Origin of the sequence: Pseudomonas sp. NFR09 (assembly GCF_900111535.1) — a bacterium.
Classification (GTDB): Bacteria; Pseudomonadota; Gammaproteobacteria; order Pseudomonadales; family Pseudomonadaceae; genus Aquipseudomonas; species Aquipseudomonas extremorientalis.
Genome location: NZ_FOIH01000006.1, coordinates 332,251 through 349,525, shown reverse-complemented (window position 1 = coordinate 349,525; position 17,275 = coordinate 332,251). Strand labels below are relative to the sequence as shown.

Below are 17,275 nucleotides of genomic sequence, written 5' to 3'. Positions count from 1 at the left end.
ACCTTGAATTTTGTAAATCCCATCCAAATTTCGGATATATGCAATGAAAACTGGTAAAGAACTGAAACCCGGTACAGTGATCCGTCTCGAAAACGACCCTTGGCTGGTTCAGAAAGCTGAGTTCACCAAGTCTGGTCGTAACAGCGCCATCATGAAGACCAAGCTGAAGAACCTGCTGACCGGTTACAAGACCGAGATCGTCTACAGCGCCGATGACAAACTGGACGACGTAATCCTCGACCGCAAAGAAGCGACCCTGTCCTTCATCAGCGGCGACACCTACACGTTCATGGACACCACCGACTACACCATGTACGAGCTGAACGCTGAAGATATCGAAGCTGTTCTGCCGTTCATCGAAGAAGGTATGGAAGACGTCTGCGAAGCTATTTTCTTCGAAGAGCGCCTGGTTTCCGTAGAGCTGCCGACCACCATCGTGCGTAAAGTGGCCTACACCGAAGGTTCCGCTCGCGGCGACACGTCGGGCAAGGTGATGAAGCCTGCCAAGCTGAGCAATGGTACCGAACTGCAAGTGGCCGATTTCATCGAAATCGACGACCTGATCGAGATCGATACCCGCGAAGGCGGTTCGTACAAAGGTCGCGCCAAGAAGTAATTCTGGCCCCGCCGATACGAAAAAAAGCCCGACCTTGAGTCGGGCTTTTTCGTGGGCGCTGCTTTTTACTTCAAGTGTTGCTTCAGCTCATCCGAGGCCTGGAGCAATGCGGAGCGGACTGCCGGGACTTGGCTGACCACGTTGAGCAGACCGTAGTCGTGAATCATGCCGTTGTAGCGCACGGCAGTCACCGGTACACCGGCTGCGTCCAGCTTGCGGGCGTAGGCTTCACCCTCATCCCGCAGCACATCGGCGCTGGCGGTCTGGATCAGCGCAGGCGGCAAGCCTTTGAGCTGGTCGGTGGTGGCCCGCAGCGGCGAGGCATAGACCTCGGCGCGCTGGTTGGCGTCGGTGGTGTAGTTGTCCCAGAACCACTTCATCATGTTGCGGGTCAGGAAGTGCCCTTCGGCGTACTGGTTGTAGGACGCGGTGTCGAAATTGGCGTCGGTCACCGGCCATAGCAACAATTGGAACTTGATCGCCGGCGTGCCCTTATCCTTGGCCATCAGGCTGACCACTGCCGCCATGTTGCCGCCGACGCTGTTGCCCGCGACCGCCAGGCGCTTGCCATCGACATTGATCTCTTTACCGTGCTCGGCCACCCATTTTGTGGCGCCGTAGGCCTGGTTGATCGCCACCGGGTAACGTGCTTCCGGTGAAGGCGTGTAGTTGACGAATACCGCCACCGCCCCCGAACCCACCACCAGATCCCGCACCAAGCGCTCATGGGTCGGGTAATCCCCCAGCACCCAGCCGCCACCGTGGAAGAACATGAACACAGGCAATGTGCCCTTGACCCCGGCTGGCCGCACGATGGTCAGGTCCAGCGGCTTGCCGTCGACCTGGATGGTCTTCTGGCTCACATCCGCCTTGGGCAAGGTCAGCTTCACACCGGCCTGGGCGCCGGTCAGTACGGCACGGGCGTCCTTGGGCGTCAGTTGTTCCATCGGTTTGCCGTTGCCTGCGTTCAACACATCCAGGAAGGCCTGGGTGTTGTGCTCGACTTCACCGGTCGCCGCAAAGGCGTGGGTGATGGACAAGGCGAGCAGGGTGCCGGTGAGCGCTTTACCAATTGTGTTCATTTCGTTCTCCAGGGGCGGCCGGTTTCATTTAGACGATCACGTGCAGGCGTACATCGACGTTGCCACGGGTGGCGTTGGAGTACGGGCAGACTTGGTGGGCGGCGTCGACCAGGCTTTGCGCGTCGTCCTGGGCCAGGCCGGGCAGGCTGATGTGCAGGTCGATGTCCAGGCCGAAACCGCCGGGGATCTGGCCGATGCCAACGTGGGCGGTGATCGAGGCGTCATCCGGGATTTTGCGTTTGGTCTGGCTGGCGACGAATTTCAGGGCACCGATGAAGCAGGCCGAGTAGCCGGCAGCGAACAGTTGTTCAGGGTTGGTGGCCTGGCCGCCGGCACCGCCCAGTTCTTTGGGGGTGGAGAGTTTGACGTCGAGGATGTTGTCGCTGGAAACAGCACGACCATCACGGCCGCCGGTGGCGGTAGCTACTGCGGTGTAGAGCGTTTGCATGGTGTTTTCCTCTTGGTCGTTAGCGCTAAATGTTTGCGCGCTAAGTAGTTGGTGAGGCAAATGTATAGCGCTAATGTTTAGTGCGCAAGATAAATTTATAAAATATTTTCGTGTAGCCAAAACCGATGTGGGAGGGGCGTTCTAAATTGCGTTCTGCAAGTTGCTGCGCAGTGCAATCAAATCAGCTTGTAGCTTGCGTAGTTGGTCCAATTCCAGGCCGCTGGCGCCCAGGATGCACTGCGGGATCCCCAGGGCCTTGTCCTGCAGTGCCCGCCCGGCCTCGGTCAGTTCTACAACCACGACGCGTTCATCCTCGCGGCTGCGGGTACGGCTGAGCACACCTTCGGCTTCCAGGCGCTTGAGCAGTGGGGTAAGCGAGCCCGGATCGGTCAGCAGGCGACTGCTGATTTCGCCGACGGTCAAACCATCCTCTTCCCACAACACCATCATGGCCAGGTACTGCGGGTAGGTCAGGCCAAGTGCTTGCAGCATTGGCTTGTAGACCTTGGTCATCAGCAGCGAGGTGGAGTGCAGGGCGAAGCACAGCTGGTTGTCCAGCATCAGGGATTCGCACGGATCAGGGTTCTTGCTCATGGCGGTACCTCGAAAAAGCATGTCTGGGCTGGAATCTAGCGGGCAAATCTTTAATGCGCCAGATAATTCTGACCGAATGGTTAGACCAGGCCACTCTGTAGCGCCAGATCCCAAGGCGGCACCGGGCTGAACCGGGACTTCAGATACTCCAGCAGCAATCGGCTGCGGGCATTGGGTTGCTGTTCCAGGCGCAGCGCGTAGATCCCGGTGGTCTCGGGGCTGGGCAGGCCGTCTTCGCAGAACAAGGGCAGCAGTTCGCCGCGCACCAGGTATTCGCTGGCCAGCCACGTGGGCAGGTGAGCGATACCCAGTCCTGCCAAAGCACCAGACAACAAGGCTTCAGCGTTATTGGCACTCATGCGGATGCGTTGCGGGCGATAGGTGGCGCGGCGCCCATCCAGCTCGAAGCGCCAGGCGAACGTGGGCGCCAGGCCATCCCAGTCCAACCCATCGTGTTCGCTCAGTTCCCGAGGGTGGATCGGCGTGCCGCGGCTTTTCAGATAGGCCGGGCTGGCGCACGCGATGCGCACGATGCTCGCCAAGGGCGTGGCGATCAACCGCGTGTCGACGAGATGCCCGGCGCGCAGCACCAGGTCCACTTTGCCCAGGTGTGCGCCCTGCATATCCACAAAGCTGTCGATCAAATGCAGGTGCACATCCAGCCCCGGGTAGACATTCAGAAAGTCCGCAATCACCGGCGCCAGATGCCGTCGCCCAAACGCTGCCGGCGCATCTACCCGGATCAGGCCTTCCGGCGCGTGGCTGAGGGACACCGCTTCGGCACGCGCCAGTTGCAGCTCGCTGACGATCCGCCGTGCCCGCTCGGCGAAGGCCAGGCCGGCCGGGGTCGGCACCACGGCATGGGTGCTGCGCTGGAACAAGCGGCTGCCCACCGAGCTTTCCAGGCTGTCGATCCGCCGTGCTACCGCCGACGGCGTCAGCGGATGGCGGCGTGCGGCGGCGGAGAAACTGCCGGTCTCCAGTACATCGAGAAACAGGCTCAGTTGATCGGTCAGAGGATTGGGGTTCATCGTAAAGTCGCTTATGCGAGATTGGCACAGCCATTGTGCGTTGCTGTGCGTTTCCGCGCCAGAGCCGACTGCGTAGCATGCAAGGCCTGGGATTGCGGAGTAACAAGCGGTGTTGGATTTAGTGATGTACCTGATCTTGGGTGCGGCCCTCGGCACGGTGGGCGGCCTGTTTGGCATTGGCGGTGGGTTGATTGCCATCCCGGTGCTGGGCGTGTTGTTCGGCCTGGACCAGCAATTGGCCCAAGGCACCGCCTTGGTGATGGTGGTGCCCAACGTGATGCTGGCGCTGTGGCGCTATCACCAGCGCAACCGTATCGAGTTGCGCCATGCGCTGCCGCTCGGCGTCATGGGGTTCACGTTTGCCTGGCTGGGTTCGATCTGGGCGGTGGGGCTGGACGCGGGTGCAATGCGCATCGGTTTTATCGCTTTTTTGCTGGCACTGTCTGCCTACAACCTGCTGCGCATGTTCACCCGCAACGCACCGCCTACGGCGCAGATGCGCTATTCCTGGCCGTGGCTTGGAGTGCTCGGTGCCGCTTCCGGGTCCATGGGCGGTTTGTTTGGCGTCGGCGGCGCCGTGGTCGCTACGCCGGTGCTGACCAGTGTGTTCGGCACGAGCCAGGTGGTTGCCCAAGGGTTGTCCCTGGCCTTGGCCTTGCCGAGCACGGGGGTGACATTGGTCACTTACGCCTGGCATCAGGAAGTTGACTGGATGATCGGTGTGCCGTTGGCCGTGGGCGGTTTGCTCAGCATCAGTTGGGGCGTGAAGGTGGCCCATGCACTGCCGGAACGTGTGCTGCGCGGTCTGTTCTGCGGCTTCCTGGTGGTGTGCGCGGTGATGTTGACCTTTAAAGTCTGAAACCTTCGAGGATGTATTCCGCCAGGCAGTCGGTGATGGGCGAATTCATCTGCGGGTTACGCAGCAAATGCAGATTCATTGACGGCAGCGGCGGGAAACCCTCGTCGCGGCCGAGTACGCGCAGGTCTTCGGTCACCAGGCTCTCCATGCTGACCATCACCGCCAGGCCTGCATTGACAACCGCCTGGATCGCCGACACGTTGGAGCTGTGGTAGGCCAGGCGATAATCGCGCCCGGCCGCGTCCAGTGCCGAGCGTGCCCACTGGGTATAAAGGCAATCGGCGCCGGACATCGCCAGCGGCAGGGCGTCGTGCTCGTCGGCGCAGAAGCACGGCGCCGCTGCCCACACCATGCGCTCCGTGCGCAACAGTTCACCGATCTCATTGCCCGGCTCACGACTGACAACGGTCAGTGCCAAATCCCGACGCTGCATCAATACCGTCGACGCCTCGCAGTGCATCTCGATCTGGATCAGCGGGTACGCCTTGGAGAACTGCTTGAGAATGCCCGGCAGGAACCGCATCACGTAGTCGTCCGGCGTGCCGATGCGCACCAACCCGACCATGTGCGGCTCGCGCAGGGTGTTGAACACCTCGCTGTGCAGTTTCAGGATACGCCGCGCATAGCCCAGTAATACCTGACCCTCAGGCGTCAGCCGCACCTGCCGGCCATCGCGCTCGAACAGCTTGCGCTGCAATACGTCCTCTTCCAGGCGCTTCATCTGCATGCTCACCGCCGATTGAGTGCGGTTGACCAGCTCGCCGGCGCGGGTAAAGCCGCCCTGGTCGGCGATGGCGACGAAGGTGCGCAGCACCTCAGTGTCGATGCTTGGGTAGCCGGACAATTGATCAATCTCCGAGATGTATTGCATAAAAAACATTCGTTGGATTGATCTTAAGCCCACGCACACACTTGCGCCATCCCCACTGGAGGGCGAGAAGATGAAAGGTCAAAGAGGTTTTGTATTACTGGCGAAACGTCCGTTTACCGGGCTGCTTCACAAGATTGTCCGTTGGCAGACGCTGCATGAGGAGCGCCAGATGCTGGCGACCTTGAGCGATGATGCGCTCAAGGACATCGGCCTCAATCGCGGCGACGTGGAGCAGGAGCTCCACCTGCATTTCTGGCAAGATCCGCTGCGAAAATGATCGCGGATGCAGTAGGGTAGTCGGCGAGCCCCCACGGAGAAACCCATGCCCGCCGACCAGTCGTTTTCACTCAAGCAAGCTCGACGCATGGCGCTGGCGGCCCAGGGTTTTTCCGGGCGCCAGGCGCCTGCACTGATCAAGGCTGCGCACCTCAACCGTATGATCGAGCGCCTGGGCGTGCTGCAGATCGATTCGGTCAATGCGGTGGTGCGCTCCCATTACCTGCCGCTGTTTTCCCGTCTGGGTCACTATTCCCCGTTGTTGCTCGAACAGGCTGCCTGGAGCCAGGGGCGGCGGCGTTCTCTGTTCGAATACTGGGGGCATGAGGCGTCGCTCCTGCCGATGGCATTGTTCCCGTTGATGCGCTGGCGCATGGAGCGGGCCAGGCAAGGGCAGGGCATTTATTCGCAGATGGCGCGTTTTGGGCGTGAGCAACAGGCCACGATTCAACGTGTACTGCACACTGTTGAGCAGCAGGGCGCGCTGGGTGCCGGCAGCTTGTCGACCCGCGAGGAACGCGCCGGCCCATGGTGGGACTGGAGCGACGAAAAGCACGCGTTGGAATGGCTGTTTGCTGCTGGTTTGGTCACAGTCGCCGGTCGGCGCGGGTTTGAGCGGCTCTATGATTTGCCGGAGCGGGTCATTCCCGGCGATATCCTTCAAACCACTGTGACCGAAGCCGAGGCCCAGCGTGGTTTGTTGCTGCACAGCGCCACCGCGTTGGGTGTCGGTACTGAAAAAGACCTGCGCGATTACTTCCGTCTCGACCCGGCCGACAGCCGCCATCGCCTCGCTGAACTGGTGGAGGACGGTCAACTGGTGACGTGCCAGGTACAAGGCTGGAAACAGGCGGCGTACTGCCTGCCCGATCCCAAAGTGCCGCGCAAAGTGCCGGCCAGCGCCTTGTTGTCACCGTTTGATTCGCTGGTCTGGGAGTGCAGTCGCACCGAGCGGCTGTTCGACTTCCGTTACCGGCTGGAGATCTACACCCCGCAGGACAAGCGGGTGTACGGTTACTACGTGCTGCCGTTCCTGCACAACGAGCGGATCGCCGCGCGCGTCGACCTGCGCGCCGAACGCGCCAATGGGCGCCTGGCGGTGCATGCGGTGCACGAAGAAGAGCCGGGGCTGGATGAGCAAGGGATGTTGGCGCTGGCGCAAAACCTGCGGCAAATGGCCGACTGGCTGGGGCTGGAGCAGGTGCAACTCAATTGCCAAAGGCCGAGTGCCGAGCGGTTGCGGGCGGCGATGATCAGCATGGGGGTTGGTCTTCAGGGCCTCATCGGGGGCGAGCCCCCTCCCGCATTTTGATCTGTGAATACATTCAAGTGTGGGAGGGGGCTCGCCCCCGATGAGGCCCTGAAGGCAACTGAAAACTCAGCGTTTGACTTGCTTCAAGGTCTCGGCAATCAGAAACGCCAGTTCCAGCGACTGATCGGCATTCATCCGTGGGTCGCAGTGGGTGTGATAGCGGTCCGACAAGCCATCCTCGGTGATCGGCCGTGCGCCGCCGATGCACTCGGTGACGTTCTGCCCGGTCATCTCGATGTGAATCCCGCCGGCATAGCTGCCTTCGGCCTGGTGCACCTGGAAAAACTCCTTCACCTCGCCGAGGATCTGCGCAAAGTCGCGGGTTTTGTAGCCGCTGCTGGCCTTGATGGTGTTGCCATGCATCGGGTCCGAGCTCCACAGCACCTGCTTGCCCTCGCGCTGCACGGCACGAATCAGGTGGGGCAGGTGATCGCCGACCTTGCCCGCGCCCATGCGCGCGATCAGGTTGAGGCGGCCGGGGTCGTTGTCCGGGTTGAGGATATCGATCAGGCGGATCAGGTCATCCGGGTTCATGCTCGGCCCGACCTTGACCCCGATCGGGTTGTTCACCCCGCGCAGGAACTCGACGTGAGCGCCGTCCAGTTGGCGAGTGCGATCGCCGATCCACAGCATATGGGCCGAGCAGTCGTAGTAGTCGTTGGTCAGGCTGTCACGGCGTACGAAGGCTTGTTCGTAGTTGAGCAGCAGCGCTTCGTGGGCGGTGAAGAAGCTGGTCTCGCGCAGTTGCGGCGAGCTGTCCATGCCGCAGGCGCGCATGAAAGCCAGGGTTTCGTCAATACGGTCGGCCAGTTGGCTGTATTTTTCGGCCAGCGCAGAGTTGGCGATAAAGTCCAGGTTCCACTTGTGCACCTGGTGCAGGTCGGCAAAACCGCCCTGGGCAAAGGCGCGCAGCAGGTTCAGGGTAGCGGTGGACTGGTGGTAGGACTGCAGCAGGCGGTCCGGGTCCGGCACGCGGCTTTTCTCGTCGAAACCGATGCCATTGACGATGTCGCCACGGTAGGCGGGCAGGGTGACACCGTCGATGGTTTCATCATTGGCCGAACGCGGCTTGGCGAACTGGCCCGCCATGCGCCCGACCTTGACCACCGGGCAGCCGGCGGCGAAGGTCATCACGATAGCCATTTGCAGCAGCACTTTGAACGTGTCGCGGATTTTCGCGGCGGAGAACTCGGCAAAACTCTCGGCGCAATCGCCGCCTTGCAGCAGGAACGCACGGCCCTGGGTCACCTCGGCAAACTGGCGGCGCAGTTCGCGAGCTTCTCCGGCAAACACCAGTGGCGGGTAGCTGGCCAGGTTCTGCTCCACTTGCAGCAAGTGTGCAGCGTCCGGGTACCGGGGTTGTTGCTGGATCGGCAGGGCGCGCCAGCTGTCGGGGCTCCAGGGTTGGCTCATCATGAACTCGATTGGCTGATTGACGGTGGGGCGCCAATGTTATCAGCAATTAGTGCGTGACCTGTTGCCGCCGGTTGGCCGACAATCGCGCCTTTGCCGTGCAGCAAACCCGTTAGGAGTTGTGATGACCGAGGAGCGTGTCGAGCGCCTGCTCGCCGAAGTCCATGATGAATTCGGCATGATCCGTGTGCTCGAAGTGGCCGATTACCGTTTTCTCGAGTTTGGCGATGCCATCGAGCAGAGCTGCGTGTTCACCGCTGACCCGAGCTGGCTGGAGTATGACTACACCCGTGCGATGCTGATCGGTGCGTTGTGTCATGAACAGCCTGAGAGCGCGCTGTTCCTTGGCCTGGGTGCCGGGACGTTGACGCAGGCGTGCCTCAGGTTCCTGCCGCTGGAAGATGTGGAAGCCATCGAGTTGCGCCCCGACGTGCCGCGCCTGGCCATCGAATACCTGGGGCTGGATGACGACCCGCGGTTGTATATCCGCATTGGTGATGCCCTCCAATTGCTGGAAACCGCCGAATCGGCAGACTTGATCTTCGTGGACCTCTATACGGACGTCGGTCCCGGCGTCGGGCACCTGGCCTGGACCTTTCTGGAAAACTGCCAGAAGAAACTCAATCCTGGCGGCTGGCTGGTGATCAACCAATGGGCCACCGATGACGGCAAGCCGTTGGGCGCGGCATTGTTGCGCGGGTTGTATCACCGGCATTACTGGGAGCTGCCGGTGAAGGAGGGCAACGTGATCTTGCTGGTGCCTTCGGAGTTGGATCAGGAGCTGGATATGCAAGCGTTGACGGCGCGTGCCGAGGCATTGGTGCCACGCCTGGGGTATTCGTTGCAGGCGTTGATCAAGGCGATCCGGCCGGCTACTTGATTGCCTGAACTGGCCCTTTCGCGGGCAAGCCCGCTCCCACATTTGGACTGCATTCCCCTGTTGAAATGTATTCCCCTGTGGGAGCGGGCTTGCCCGCGAAGAGGCCATCACTGACGACGACTAAATACCTTTGAACACCCCTGGCCGCTTCTCCACCATCGCCAGCACCCCTTCGTTGGCATCCTCACTGTTGAGCAATTTGTCCACCATCGGCGGCAACGCCTCAGCCGCCACGGCTTCGCCTTCCATGCGCGCCAGCCGTGCCGACATCAACGTGGCCTGCACGCCCAGCGGTGCCTGGCGCGCAATGCGGTTGGCCAGTTCGACGGCGCGGGGCAGCAAGTCCTCGCTGGCCATCACTTCCTGCACCAGGCCCAGGCGCAGGGCTTCATGGGCATCGAATTCGTCGCCGGTGAGCAGCCAGCGCATCGCGTTGCCCCAGCCGGCGATCTGATGAAGGCGCAGTGTCGCGCCGCCGAACGGAAAGATCCCACGCTGCACTTCCATCTGCGCAAAGCGCGTGTTGCTCGCGCACAAGTTGATATCGGCGGCCAGCATCAATTCGATACCGATGGTCAGACAGTAGCCCTGGGCTGCGACGATCACCGGTTTGCTCACGCGCGGGCCGGCAAATACGCCCCACGGATCACAACCGCCCAGAGGCGGCTGCCAGCCACCGGCCATTACGCCGCTGACATTGGCCAGGTCCAGCCCGGCGGTAAAGTGGTCGCCATGGGCAAACACCACGGCCACCCGAGCGTCATCATTTCGATCAAATTCGCCATACGCCAGGCTCAGCTCATTGAGCAGGTCGAGGTCGAACGCGTTGCGTTTGGCCACCCGGTCCAGACCCAAAAGCAAGACATGACCCTGGAGTTCACGGCTGACGCGGCTGCTGCTGGCTTGATTCATCGGGTGTGCCCTCGGGCGCGGGGAAAGGTTTCGGACCAAAGGGCCGCAACGCTCAGGTGAACCGTTTAAGCGTTATGACCAACAGGGCCGGGCCTCTGGAAAATAGACCCTGCCGGCGTTATCTGCAAAGACTGTGACATAGCGCGGTTTATCGGTACATGGCGATAAAAAAAGCTCCCTTTTTCAGCTATTTCCGGTATAGTGCGCGCCGGCCTTTAACCGGGCCGCGTTTAGGTAGCGCAATTCCCCGAAGTCAGCTTCGGCTGCACGTCCGCACAGCGGACTCTCCCTTGACGAATCTTTTTCATTCATTCGTTTTCGCAAATCCCCGCCGACAAAGCAGCCAGGGCGACTCTTGAGTCTCAACACGGCATGCGCAGCTTTGGAGCATGGGTCTTTGCGGATGCACTTAGAGGCAGACCCATGACCCAGGAAACCGGCGGCTTCGCCGCTTTTAATCTCAACCCGAATATTCTTGCAGCCGTCGCAGCGACCGGCTACGAAGAGCCTTCGGCGATTCAGCAGCAATCGATCCCGATCATCATGGCCGGCCAGGACATGATTGGCCAGGCGCAAACCGGTACCGGTAAAACCGCCGCGTTCGCCCTGCCTATCCTGCACTGCATCGATCCTGCCAAGCGCGAACCGCAAGCCCTGATCCTGGCGCCAACTCGTGAGTTGGCGCTGCAAGTAGCAACCGCTTTTGAAACCTACGCCAAGCAAATGCCAGGCGTAACCGTTGTGGCCGTTTACGGCGGCGCGCCTATGGGCCCGCAACTCAAGGCAATCCGCAATGGCGCACAGATCGTTGTCGCCACCCCGGGCCGCCTGTGTGACCACCTGCGTCGTGACGAGAAAGTCCTGTCGACCGTGAACCACCTGGTTCTGGACGAAGCTGACGAAATGTTGAAGCTGGGCTTCATGGATGACCTGGAAGTCATCTTCAAGGCACTGCCACCAACCCGTCAGACCGTACTGTTCTCGGCCACCCTGCCACAGTCGATCCGTGCCATTGCCGAACGCCACCTGCGCGATCCGCAACACGTGAAGATCCAGACCAAGACCCAGACCGTTACCGCGATCGAACAGGCTCACCTGTTGGTTCACGCTGACCAGAAGACCTCGGCTGTATTGAGCCTGCTGGAAGTCGAAGACTTCGACGCCCTGATCATGTTCGTGCGCACCAAGCAAGCGACCCTGGACCTGGCCAGTGCCCTGGAAGCCAAAGGCTACAAAGCCGCTGCGCTGAACGGTGACATCGCCCAGAACCAGCGTGAGCGCGTGATCGACTCCCTCAAGGATGGCCGCCTGGACATCGTTGTAGCGACCGACGTTGCTGCCCGTGGCCTCGACGTTCCACGTATCACCCACGTGTTCAACGTTGACATGCCGTACGACCCGGAGTCCTACGTGCACCGTATCGGCCGTACTGGCCGTGCCGGTCGCGAAGGTCGTGCACTGCTGCTGGTGACGCCGCGTGAACGCCGCATGCTGCAAGTGATCGAGCGTGTGACCGGTCAGAAAGTCGCTGAAGTGCGCCTGCCGGATGCCCAGGCAGTCCTGGATGCCCGCATCAAGAAACTGACCAACAGCCTGGCACCACTGGTGGCTGACGCTGAATCGACCCACGGCGACCTGCTGGACCGCCTGACCGCCGACATCGGTTGCACCCCGCGTGCCCTGGCTGCAGCCCTGCTGCGCAAGGCAACCAACGGTCAAGCCCTGACCCTGGCGGCCATCGAGAAAGAACGTCCACTGGTGCCGAACAGCGCACCGCGCGGTGATCGTCCGGAGCGTTCCGGCGACCGTCCAGACCGTGGTGATCGTGAGCGTCGCGCTCCGGTTCCATTGGCTGAAGGCCGTGCGCGTTGCCGTACCGCGCTGGGCGCGCGTGATGGCATCGCTGCCAAGAACCTGCTGGGCGCTATCCTCAATGAGGGTGGTCTGGCACGTGAAGCCATCGGTCGCATCCAGGTCCGTGACAGCTTCTCCCTGGTGGAACTGCCGGAAGACGGTCTGGAAAAACTGCTGACCAAGCTCAAAGACACTCGCGTTGCCGGTAAGCAGCTCAAACTGCGTCGCTACCGCGAAGATTGATCCGCCCTTGGGCTGATTGATCGCACAAAAAAAATCCCCGACTGGTTCGGGGATTTTTTTGCCTGAAATTTACTTTAGCCGAAGCGGTAGATGTCCATCCCCAGCGCGCCCATGGTGAATCCCTGGTGCGCCACGCTGAATTCGCCACCGGCGCCACGGGCGAAGTACAGGGGCAGCAAGTGTTCATCACTGGGGTGGCTACGCACGGCATTTGGTGCCTGGCGGCGATAGTCGTGCAGCGCGGTTTCATCGTTGGCTGCCAGCTTGTCCACCACCCAGTCCCGGAAATTCCGCGCCCATGGCTCGATGCTCTCCGGGCCTGCATGCCAGTCCAACTCGCCCAGGTTGTGGGTGATGCTGCCGGAGCCGATCAACAACACGCCTTGCTCACGCAGGCCCGCAAGAGCATGCCCGACGCGGGTCTGCAGGGCTGGGCCCATGCGGCTCGGCAAAGACACCTGCACCACCGGGATATCCGCCGCCGGGTACATCAGCGACAGCGGGACCCAGGTGCCATGGTCAAAGGGGCGACGGTCATCGATGCGCGCATTCAGGCCATCGGCGTGCAGCAGCTCGACAATCTTGCCGGCCAACTGCGGGTCGCCCGGGGCCGGGTATTGCACGGCAAACAGCTCGCGGGGAAAGCCGCCGAAGTCATGCCAGGTTTCCGGCGCGGCGCTGCCGCTGACCAGAAGTTCAGGGCTTTCCCAGTGCGCCGACACCACCACGATGGCCTTCGGTCGGGGCAGCTCGGCCGCTAGCTGTTGCAGCGCCGGGCCGCTGGCGCCGGGTTGCAGGGCGAGCATGGGCGAACCGTGGGAGATAAACAGGCTGGGCAACATAAGGAGGGTCCTGAGCGTTAACATGGGCCCATCTTCAATCAGATCATTGATCTAAATCTAATATAAGTTTTAGTGCCTTTTGATCGAATTTTCGGGGTGATCTATGGAGCCTAAATTTTGGCAGGACCGCTGGGCAAGCAACCAGATCGGCTTTCACCTACCCAAGGTCAATCCGTATCTACAACGACATTGGCCGCAACTGGGCCTGGCCGAGGGCGCGCAGGTGTTGGTGCCCTTGTGTGGCAAAAGCCTGGACTTGATGTGGCTGGCCAGCCAGGGGCTGCGAGTATTGGGTGTGGAGCTGTCGGAGCAGGCGGTCGAGGCGTTTTTCGACGAACAGGACCTTGTGCCCCGTATCACGCAACGGGGCACCTTTGCGGTGTATCAGGCGGGCTTGATCGAGGTGTGGTGTGGCGACTTCTTCACCCTTGATGCTGAGGCGCTGGCCGATTGCGCTGCGCTTTATGACCGCGCCGCCCTCATCGCCTTGCCGCCGCTGATGCGTGTGCGGTATGCCGAGCATCTGAACAGTCTGTTGCGTCCAGGTTGCGAGGGGCTGTTGATCACCCTCGATTACGACCAGACGCAAAAAGCCGGACCACCGTTTGCAGTAACGGATGACGAGGTGAAGGTGTTGCTGGGTGCGCACTGGGCCTTGGAGGTGCTGGAAGAACAAGACATCCTGGGCGAGAGCTGGAAGTTCGTGCAGGACGGCGTCACGCGGCTGGATGAACGGGTGTATCAGTTGACCAGGCGCTGAATTTTCCATCGCTATCGGGGGCAAGCCCCCTCCCACATTTTGATCTGTGAAAACCTTTAATTGTGGGAGGGGGCTTGCCCCCGATGAGGCCTTCAGACCTGCAAAAAAGGGCGATCAGATCGCCCTTTTTTGTGTTGCCTGTCAGCCCCGACGACGCAACGCGTCGATCCGCTCTTCCAGCGGCGGGTGGCTCATGAACAGGCGAGCCATGCCTTGCTTGATACCGCCGTTGATGCCGAAGGCGGTCAGGCTGTCCGGCATATGCACCGGCAGGCCTTGTTCGGAACGCAGGTGTTGCAGCGCTGCGATCATTGCCCCTGTGCCGGCCAGGCGTGCACCGGCTTCGTCTGCACGGAACTCCCGTTTGCGCGAAAACCACATGGTGATTGCGCTGGCCAGGAAACCCAGCACCAGCTCGGCAAAGATGGTCGCCACGAAGTAGGCAATGCCGCGGCCGCCTTCGTTCTTGAAGATCACCTTGTCGACAAAGTTGCCGATGATCCGCGCGAAGAACATCACGAAGGTGTTCACCACACCCTGGACCAGCGCCAGGGTGACCATGTCGCCATTGGCTACGTGGCCGATTTCGTGGGCCAGCACGGCTTTCACTTCGTCGTAGGAGAAGCGTTCCAGCATGCCCTGGCTGACTGCAACGAGTGCGTCGTTCTTGTTCCAGCCGGTGGCAAAGGCGTTGGCTTCATAGGCCGGGAAGATCCCGACTTCAGGCATCTTGATGCCGGCCTCGCGGGACAACTCCTCGACGGTCTGCAGCAACCATTGCTCATGCCGGGTACGTGGCTGGGTGATGACCTGGGTGCTGGTGCTCATCTTCGCCATCCACTTGGAGATGAACAGCGAGAACAGCGAGCCGGCGAAACCAAAGACCGCACAGAAAACCAGCAGCTGATTGAGGTTCAGGTCAACCCCGTTGGCCGCCATGAACCCGTTGAAGCCGAAAAGGCTCAAGGTGATGCTGGCAATCAGCACGACCGCAAGGTTAGTGGCCAAGAACAGCAGGATGCGCATCATGGTTGTAGAGTTCTCCTCATGCTTAATATGTCGCGTACTGCGGGGTATATAAGGTGCCGCATAGGGTGATTCAACCGAGCGACTATTTCAAACTGTGTCCTACAGCAGGAATGTAGAGGTTTGAAGGGAATTTCCGATGCGGAAAAGGTCGTTTGATCGGTTCATCGTTGCCTTGAAGCCCTTTGATTTAGGGGGCGAGTGGTTTTTGCGACGTCGGTGAAGTGGCAGGGCAGGGGAGAGGAAGAGAAGTGTTGCCAGATACTCGCCGTACGACCGATTGTCGGTCGTACGGCGCCGTTTCCCTTACTGGCGATAGGACTTGAGGAAGTTGCCGATACGACCGATGGCCATGTCCAGGTCATCCACGCGCGGCAACGTCACCACACGGAAGTGATCCGGCCACGGCCAGTTGAACGCGGTGCCTTGCACCACCAGCAGTTTTTCCGACAGCAACAGGTCGAGCACGAACTTTTCGTCGTTGAGGATCGGGCATACCTTTGGGTCGATCCGCGGGAATGCGTACAACGCCCCCATGGGTTTCACGCAGCTGACGCCCGGGATTGCATTGAGCAGCTCCCAGGTACGGTTGCGCTGCTCCAGCAGGCGGCCTTGGGGCAATACCAGATCATTGATGCTCTGGTAGCCGCCCAGGGCGGTCTGGATGGCGTGCTGGCTCGGCACGTTGGCACACAGGCGCATGTTGGCCAGCATGTCGATGCCTTCGATATAACTCTGGGCGTTGTGCTTGGGACCGGAGATGGCGATCCAGCCGGAACGGAAACCCGCCACGCGGTAAGACTTGGACAGGCCGTTGAAGGTCAGGCACAGCAGGTCTGGCGCCAGCGAGGCGGTGCACACGTGCACGGCGTCATCGTAGAGGATCTTGTCGTAGATCTCGTCGGAGAACACCACCAGGTTGTGCTGGCGTGCCAGTTCGAGCATGCCCAGCAGCACTTCCTTGGAATACACGGCGCCGGTCGGGTTGTTCGGGTTGATGATCACCAGGGCCTTGGTGTTCGGGGTGATCTTGGCCTTGATGTCGGCCAGGTCCGGGAACCAGTCGGCGCCTTCGTCACACAGGTAGTGCACCGGGTGGCCACCGGCCAGGGTCACGGCGGCGGTCCACAATGGGTAGTCCGGCGCCGGTACCAGTACTTCGTCGCCATTGTTGAGCAGGGCCTGCATGGACATCACGATCAGCTCGGACACGCCATTGCCCAGGTAGATGTCTTCGATGCCGACACCTTCGACCTGCTTCTGCTGGTAGTACTGCATCACGGCCTTGCGCGCACTGAACAGGCCTTTGGAGTCGCTGTAGCCCTGGGCAGTGGGCAGGTTGCGGATCACGTCCTGGAGGATTTCCTCCGGCGCTTCGAAACCAAAGGGCGCCGGGTTGCCAATGTTCAGCTTGAGGATGCGATGGCCTTCCTCTTCCAGGCGTTTGGCGTGCTTGAGCACTGGGCCGCGAATGTCGTAGCAGACGTTGGCGAGCTTGTTCGATTTGCTGACCTGCATGGCGATGTGATCCTGAAAATGAACGATCCAGACGGTGTGGGCACTACCGTACTGTGAATCCTGCGAAGGCCGCACCCATAAATACGTTTGAATGCCGGTAGCGCGGGTGCCAGACTGGCGTTTTGAAGAGGCGCAATCATACGTGCCGCCTGATCCATGGAAAAGACACAGATCAGGCTTTTTCAGTTGCCGAGGTGTACCGATGGAAAAGTTGGATAAAACGCTGGAGGAATGGCGGGAGATGCTCGACCCCGCGCAATATCAGGTCTGTCGACTGAAGGGCACTGAGCGCCCGTTCTCCGGCAAGTACAACGCCACCACCACGGATGGCGTGTACCACTGCATTTGCTGCAACGAACCGCTGTTCGATTCCAGCACCAAGTTCGATGCGGGCTGTGGCTGGCCTAGCTTCTACGAGCCGATTGCCGAGAGCGCGATGATCGAGATCCGCGACGTCAGCCACGGCATGATCCGCACCGAAGTCACCTGCGCCAAATGCGATGCGCACCTGGGGCATGTGTTCCCGGACGGCCCGCCGCCGACCGGCTTGCGTTACTGCATCAACTCGGTGTGCCTGGACCTCGTTCCGCGTTGAATTGAACCGCGCTGCACCCTGCAGGAGCCCGGCAAGACGGGCTCCTGCAAGGGAGGGGTAATAGCGAGGTATCAATTTCGCCAATTAAATTGCACGCAATTTAATTGGCGACTATCTTTTTCCTTCTTTCCCCGCTATCCGAG

The 17,275-nt window shown here is 60.8% G+C and carries 18 protein-coding genes; 8 read left to right on the top strand and 10 right to left on the bottom strand.

Features of this window, described 5'->3' with window-relative positions:
- Positions 1-43 precede the first annotated feature (43 nt).
- Entirely contained in the window at positions 44-616 is a 573-nt protein-coding gene (locus tag BMX59_RS16095; RefSeq protein ID WP_003172723.1) for an elongation factor P, read from the top strand.
- A 65-nt stretch (positions 617-681) separates the two neighbouring features.
- On the opposite strand, the gene BMX59_RS16090 is transcribed toward BMX59_RS16095, so the two are convergent.
- The 4 genes from BMX59_RS16090 to BMX59_RS16075 form a co-directional block, all read right to left on the bottom strand.
- Positions 682-1,698 (bottom strand): alpha/beta hydrolase, encoded by a 1,017-nt coding sequence (locus BMX59_RS16090; protein WP_093123306.1) that lies wholly within the window; start codon positions 1,696-1,698, stop codon positions 682-684.
- 28 nt (positions 1,699-1,726) lie between these two features.
- Positions 1,727-2,146: an organic hydroperoxide resistance protein gene (locus BMX59_RS16085; protein WP_071488523.1), complete on the bottom strand. Its 420-nt coding sequence runs from the start codon at positions 2,144-2,146 to the stop codon at positions 1,727-1,729.
- Positions 2,147-2,287: 141 nt separating this feature from the next.
- Complete coding sequence (locus BMX59_RS16080; protein ID WP_093123302.1) at positions 2,288-2,740, bottom strand: MarR family winged helix-turn-helix transcriptional regulator; 453 nt, start codon at positions 2,738-2,740, stop codon at positions 2,288-2,290.
- 80 nt (positions 2,741-2,820) lie between these two features.
- Entirely contained in the window at positions 2,821-3,771 is a 951-nt protein-coding gene (locus BMX59_RS16075; protein ID WP_071488521.1) for a LysR family transcriptional regulator, read from the bottom strand.
- Between the two features lie 109 nt (positions 3,772-3,880).
- On the opposite strand from BMX59_RS16075, the gene BMX59_RS16070 reads away from it, so the two are divergent.
- A complete protein-coding gene (locus BMX59_RS16070) occupies positions 3,881-4,630 on the top strand; it encodes a sulfite exporter TauE/SafE family protein (RefSeq protein ID WP_071488520.1) in 750 nt (249 codons plus the stop codon).
- Here BMX59_RS16070 and BMX59_RS16065 read toward each other — a convergent pair.
- Positions 4,620-5,501 (bottom strand): LysR substrate-binding domain-containing protein, encoded by an 882-nt coding sequence (locus BMX59_RS16065; protein ID WP_071488519.1) that lies wholly within the window; start codon positions 5,499-5,501, stop codon positions 4,620-4,622. The genes BMX59_RS16070 and BMX59_RS16065 overlap by 11 nt on opposite strands.
- Before the next feature lie 70 nt (positions 5,502-5,571).
- On the opposite strand from BMX59_RS16065, the gene BMX59_RS16060 reads away from it, so the two are divergent.
- Both BMX59_RS16060 and BMX59_RS16055 read left to right on the top strand, forming a co-directional pair.
- Positions 5,572-5,778, top strand: a complete 207-nt coding sequence (locus tag BMX59_RS16060; protein WP_256572969.1) for a DUF1127 domain-containing protein — start codon at positions 5,572-5,574, stop codon at positions 5,776-5,778.
- Between the two features lie 45 nt (positions 5,779-5,823).
- Positions 5,824-7,089, top strand: coding sequence for a winged helix-turn-helix domain-containing protein (locus BMX59_RS16055; RefSeq protein WP_093123295.1), 1,266 nt, complete (start codon positions 5,824-5,826; stop codon positions 7,087-7,089).
- 66 nt (positions 7,090-7,155) lie between these two features.
- Here BMX59_RS16055 and BMX59_RS16050 read toward each other — a convergent pair whose 3' ends face one another.
- Complete coding sequence (locus BMX59_RS16050; protein WP_071488516.1) at positions 7,156-8,502, bottom strand: class II 3-deoxy-7-phosphoheptulonate synthase; 1,347 nt, start codon at positions 8,500-8,502, stop codon at positions 7,156-7,158.
- A 124-nt stretch (positions 8,503-8,626) separates the two neighbouring features.
- Here BMX59_RS16050 and BMX59_RS16045 point away from each other — a divergent pair, with 124 nt between their 5' ends.
- Positions 8,627-9,382, top strand: a complete 756-nt coding sequence (locus BMX59_RS16045; protein ID WP_092247711.1) for a spermidine synthase — start codon at positions 8,627-8,629, stop codon at positions 9,380-9,382.
- Positions 9,383-9,502: 120 nt separating this feature from the next.
- On the opposite strand, the gene BMX59_RS16040 is transcribed toward BMX59_RS16045, so the two are convergent.
- Entirely contained in the window at positions 9,503-10,294 is a 792-nt protein-coding gene (locus tag BMX59_RS16040) for a crotonase/enoyl-CoA hydratase family protein (RefSeq protein WP_092247714.1), read from the bottom strand.
- Positions 10,295-10,717: 423 nt separating this feature from the next.
- On the opposite strand from BMX59_RS16040, the gene BMX59_RS16035 reads away from it, so the two are divergent.
- Positions 10,718-12,391, top strand: coding sequence for a DEAD/DEAH box helicase (locus BMX59_RS16035; RefSeq protein ID WP_058427958.1), 1,674 nt, complete (start codon positions 10,718-10,720; stop codon positions 12,389-12,391).
- Between the two features lie 74 nt (positions 12,392-12,465).
- Here BMX59_RS16035 and BMX59_RS16030 read toward each other — a convergent pair whose 3' ends face one another.
- Positions 12,466-13,233 (bottom strand): DODA-type extradiol aromatic ring-opening family dioxygenase, encoded by a 768-nt coding sequence (locus BMX59_RS16030; RefSeq protein WP_092247717.1) that lies wholly within the window; start codon positions 13,231-13,233, stop codon positions 12,466-12,468.
- A gap of 103 nt (positions 13,234-13,336) precedes the next feature.
- Here BMX59_RS16030 and BMX59_RS16025 point away from each other — a divergent pair, with 103 nt between their 5' ends.
- Complete coding sequence (locus tag BMX59_RS16025; RefSeq protein ID WP_093123289.1) at positions 13,337-13,993, top strand: thiopurine S-methyltransferase; 657 nt, start codon at positions 13,337-13,339, stop codon at positions 13,991-13,993.
- Between the two features lie 141 nt (positions 13,994-14,134).
- Here the strand turns inward: BMX59_RS16025 and htpX are convergent, their stop codons facing one another.
- Together htpX and BMX59_RS16015 are read right to left on the bottom strand one after the other, a co-directional pair.
- A complete protein-coding gene (gene htpX, locus BMX59_RS16020; RefSeq protein WP_058427954.1) occupies positions 14,135-15,022 on the bottom strand; it encodes a protease HtpX in 888 nt (295 codons plus the stop codon).
- A 303-nt stretch (positions 15,023-15,325) separates the two neighbouring features.
- Positions 15,326-16,537 (bottom strand): pyridoxal phosphate-dependent aminotransferase, encoded by a 1,212-nt coding sequence (locus tag BMX59_RS16015; RefSeq protein WP_093123285.1) that lies wholly within the window; start codon positions 16,535-16,537, stop codon positions 15,326-15,328.
- A 202-nt stretch (positions 16,538-16,739) separates the two neighbouring features.
- Between BMX59_RS16015 and msrB the strand changes: the two genes are divergently transcribed.
- Entirely contained in the window at positions 16,740-17,132 is a 393-nt protein-coding gene (gene msrB / locus BMX59_RS16010; protein WP_071488511.1) for a peptide-methionine (R)-S-oxide reductase MsrB, read from the top strand.
- Positions 17,133-17,275 lie beyond the last annotated feature (143 nt).

What these genes read in the sequence shown, in the direction of transcription:
- BMX59_RS16095 (WP_003172723.1), top strand. Translation starts at nt 44, where the DNA reads ATGAAAACTGGTAAAGAACTGAAACCCGGTACAGTGATCCGTCTCGAA.
- BMX59_RS16090 (WP_093123306.1), bottom strand. Translation starts at nt 1,698, where the DNA reads ATGAACACAATTGGTAAAGCGCTCACCGGCACCCTGCTCGCCTTGTCC.
- BMX59_RS16085 (WP_071488523.1), bottom strand. Translation starts at nt 2,146, where the DNA reads ATGCAAACGCTCTACACCGCAGTAGCTACCGCCACCGGCGGCCGTGAT.
- BMX59_RS16080 (WP_093123302.1), bottom strand. Translation starts at nt 2,740, where the DNA reads ATGAGCAAGAACCCTGATCCGTGCGAATCCCTGATGCTGGACAACCAG.
- BMX59_RS16075 (WP_071488521.1), bottom strand. Translation starts at nt 3,771, where the DNA reads ATGAACCCCAATCCTCTGACCGATCAACTGAGCCTGTTTCTCGATGTA.
- BMX59_RS16065 (WP_071488519.1), bottom strand. Translation starts at nt 5,501, where the DNA reads ATGCAATACATCTCGGAGATTGATCAATTGTCCGGCTACCCAAGCATC.
- BMX59_RS16060 (WP_256572969.1), top strand. Translation starts at nt 5,572, where the DNA reads ATGAAAGGTCAAAGAGGTTTTGTATTACTGGCGAAACGTCCGTTTACC.
- BMX59_RS16055 (WP_093123295.1), top strand. Translation starts at nt 5,824, where the DNA reads ATGCCCGCCGACCAGTCGTTTTCACTCAAGCAAGCTCGACGCATGGCG.
- BMX59_RS16050 (WP_071488516.1), bottom strand. Translation starts at nt 8,502, where the DNA reads ATGAGCCAACCCTGGAGCCCCGACAGCTGGCGCGCCCTGCCGATCCAG.
- BMX59_RS16045 (WP_092247711.1), top strand. Translation starts at nt 8,627, where the DNA reads ATGACCGAGGAGCGTGTCGAGCGCCTGCTCGCCGAAGTCCATGATGAA.
- BMX59_RS16040 (WP_092247714.1), bottom strand. Translation starts at nt 10,294, where the DNA reads ATGAATCAAGCCAGCAGCAGCCGCGTCAGCCGTGAACTCCAGGGTCAT.
- BMX59_RS16035 (WP_058427958.1), top strand. Translation starts at nt 10,718, where the DNA reads ATGACCCAGGAAACCGGCGGCTTCGCCGCTTTTAATCTCAACCCGAAT.
- BMX59_RS16030 (WP_092247717.1), bottom strand. Translation starts at nt 13,233, where the DNA reads ATGTTGCCCAGCCTGTTTATCTCCCACGGTTCGCCCATGCTCGCCCTG.
- BMX59_RS16025 (WP_093123289.1), top strand. Translation starts at nt 13,337, where the DNA reads ATGGAGCCTAAATTTTGGCAGGACCGCTGGGCAAGCAACCAGATCGGC.
- htpX (WP_058427954.1), bottom strand. Translation starts at nt 15,022, where the DNA reads ATGATGCGCATCCTGCTGTTCTTGGCCACTAACCTTGCGGTCGTGCTG.
- BMX59_RS16015 (WP_093123285.1), bottom strand. Translation starts at nt 16,537, where the DNA reads ATGCAGGTCAGCAAATCGAACAAGCTCGCCAACGTCTGCTACGACATT.
- msrB (WP_071488511.1), top strand. Translation starts at nt 16,740, where the DNA reads ATGGAAAAGTTGGATAAAACGCTGGAGGAATGGCGGGAGATGCTCGAC.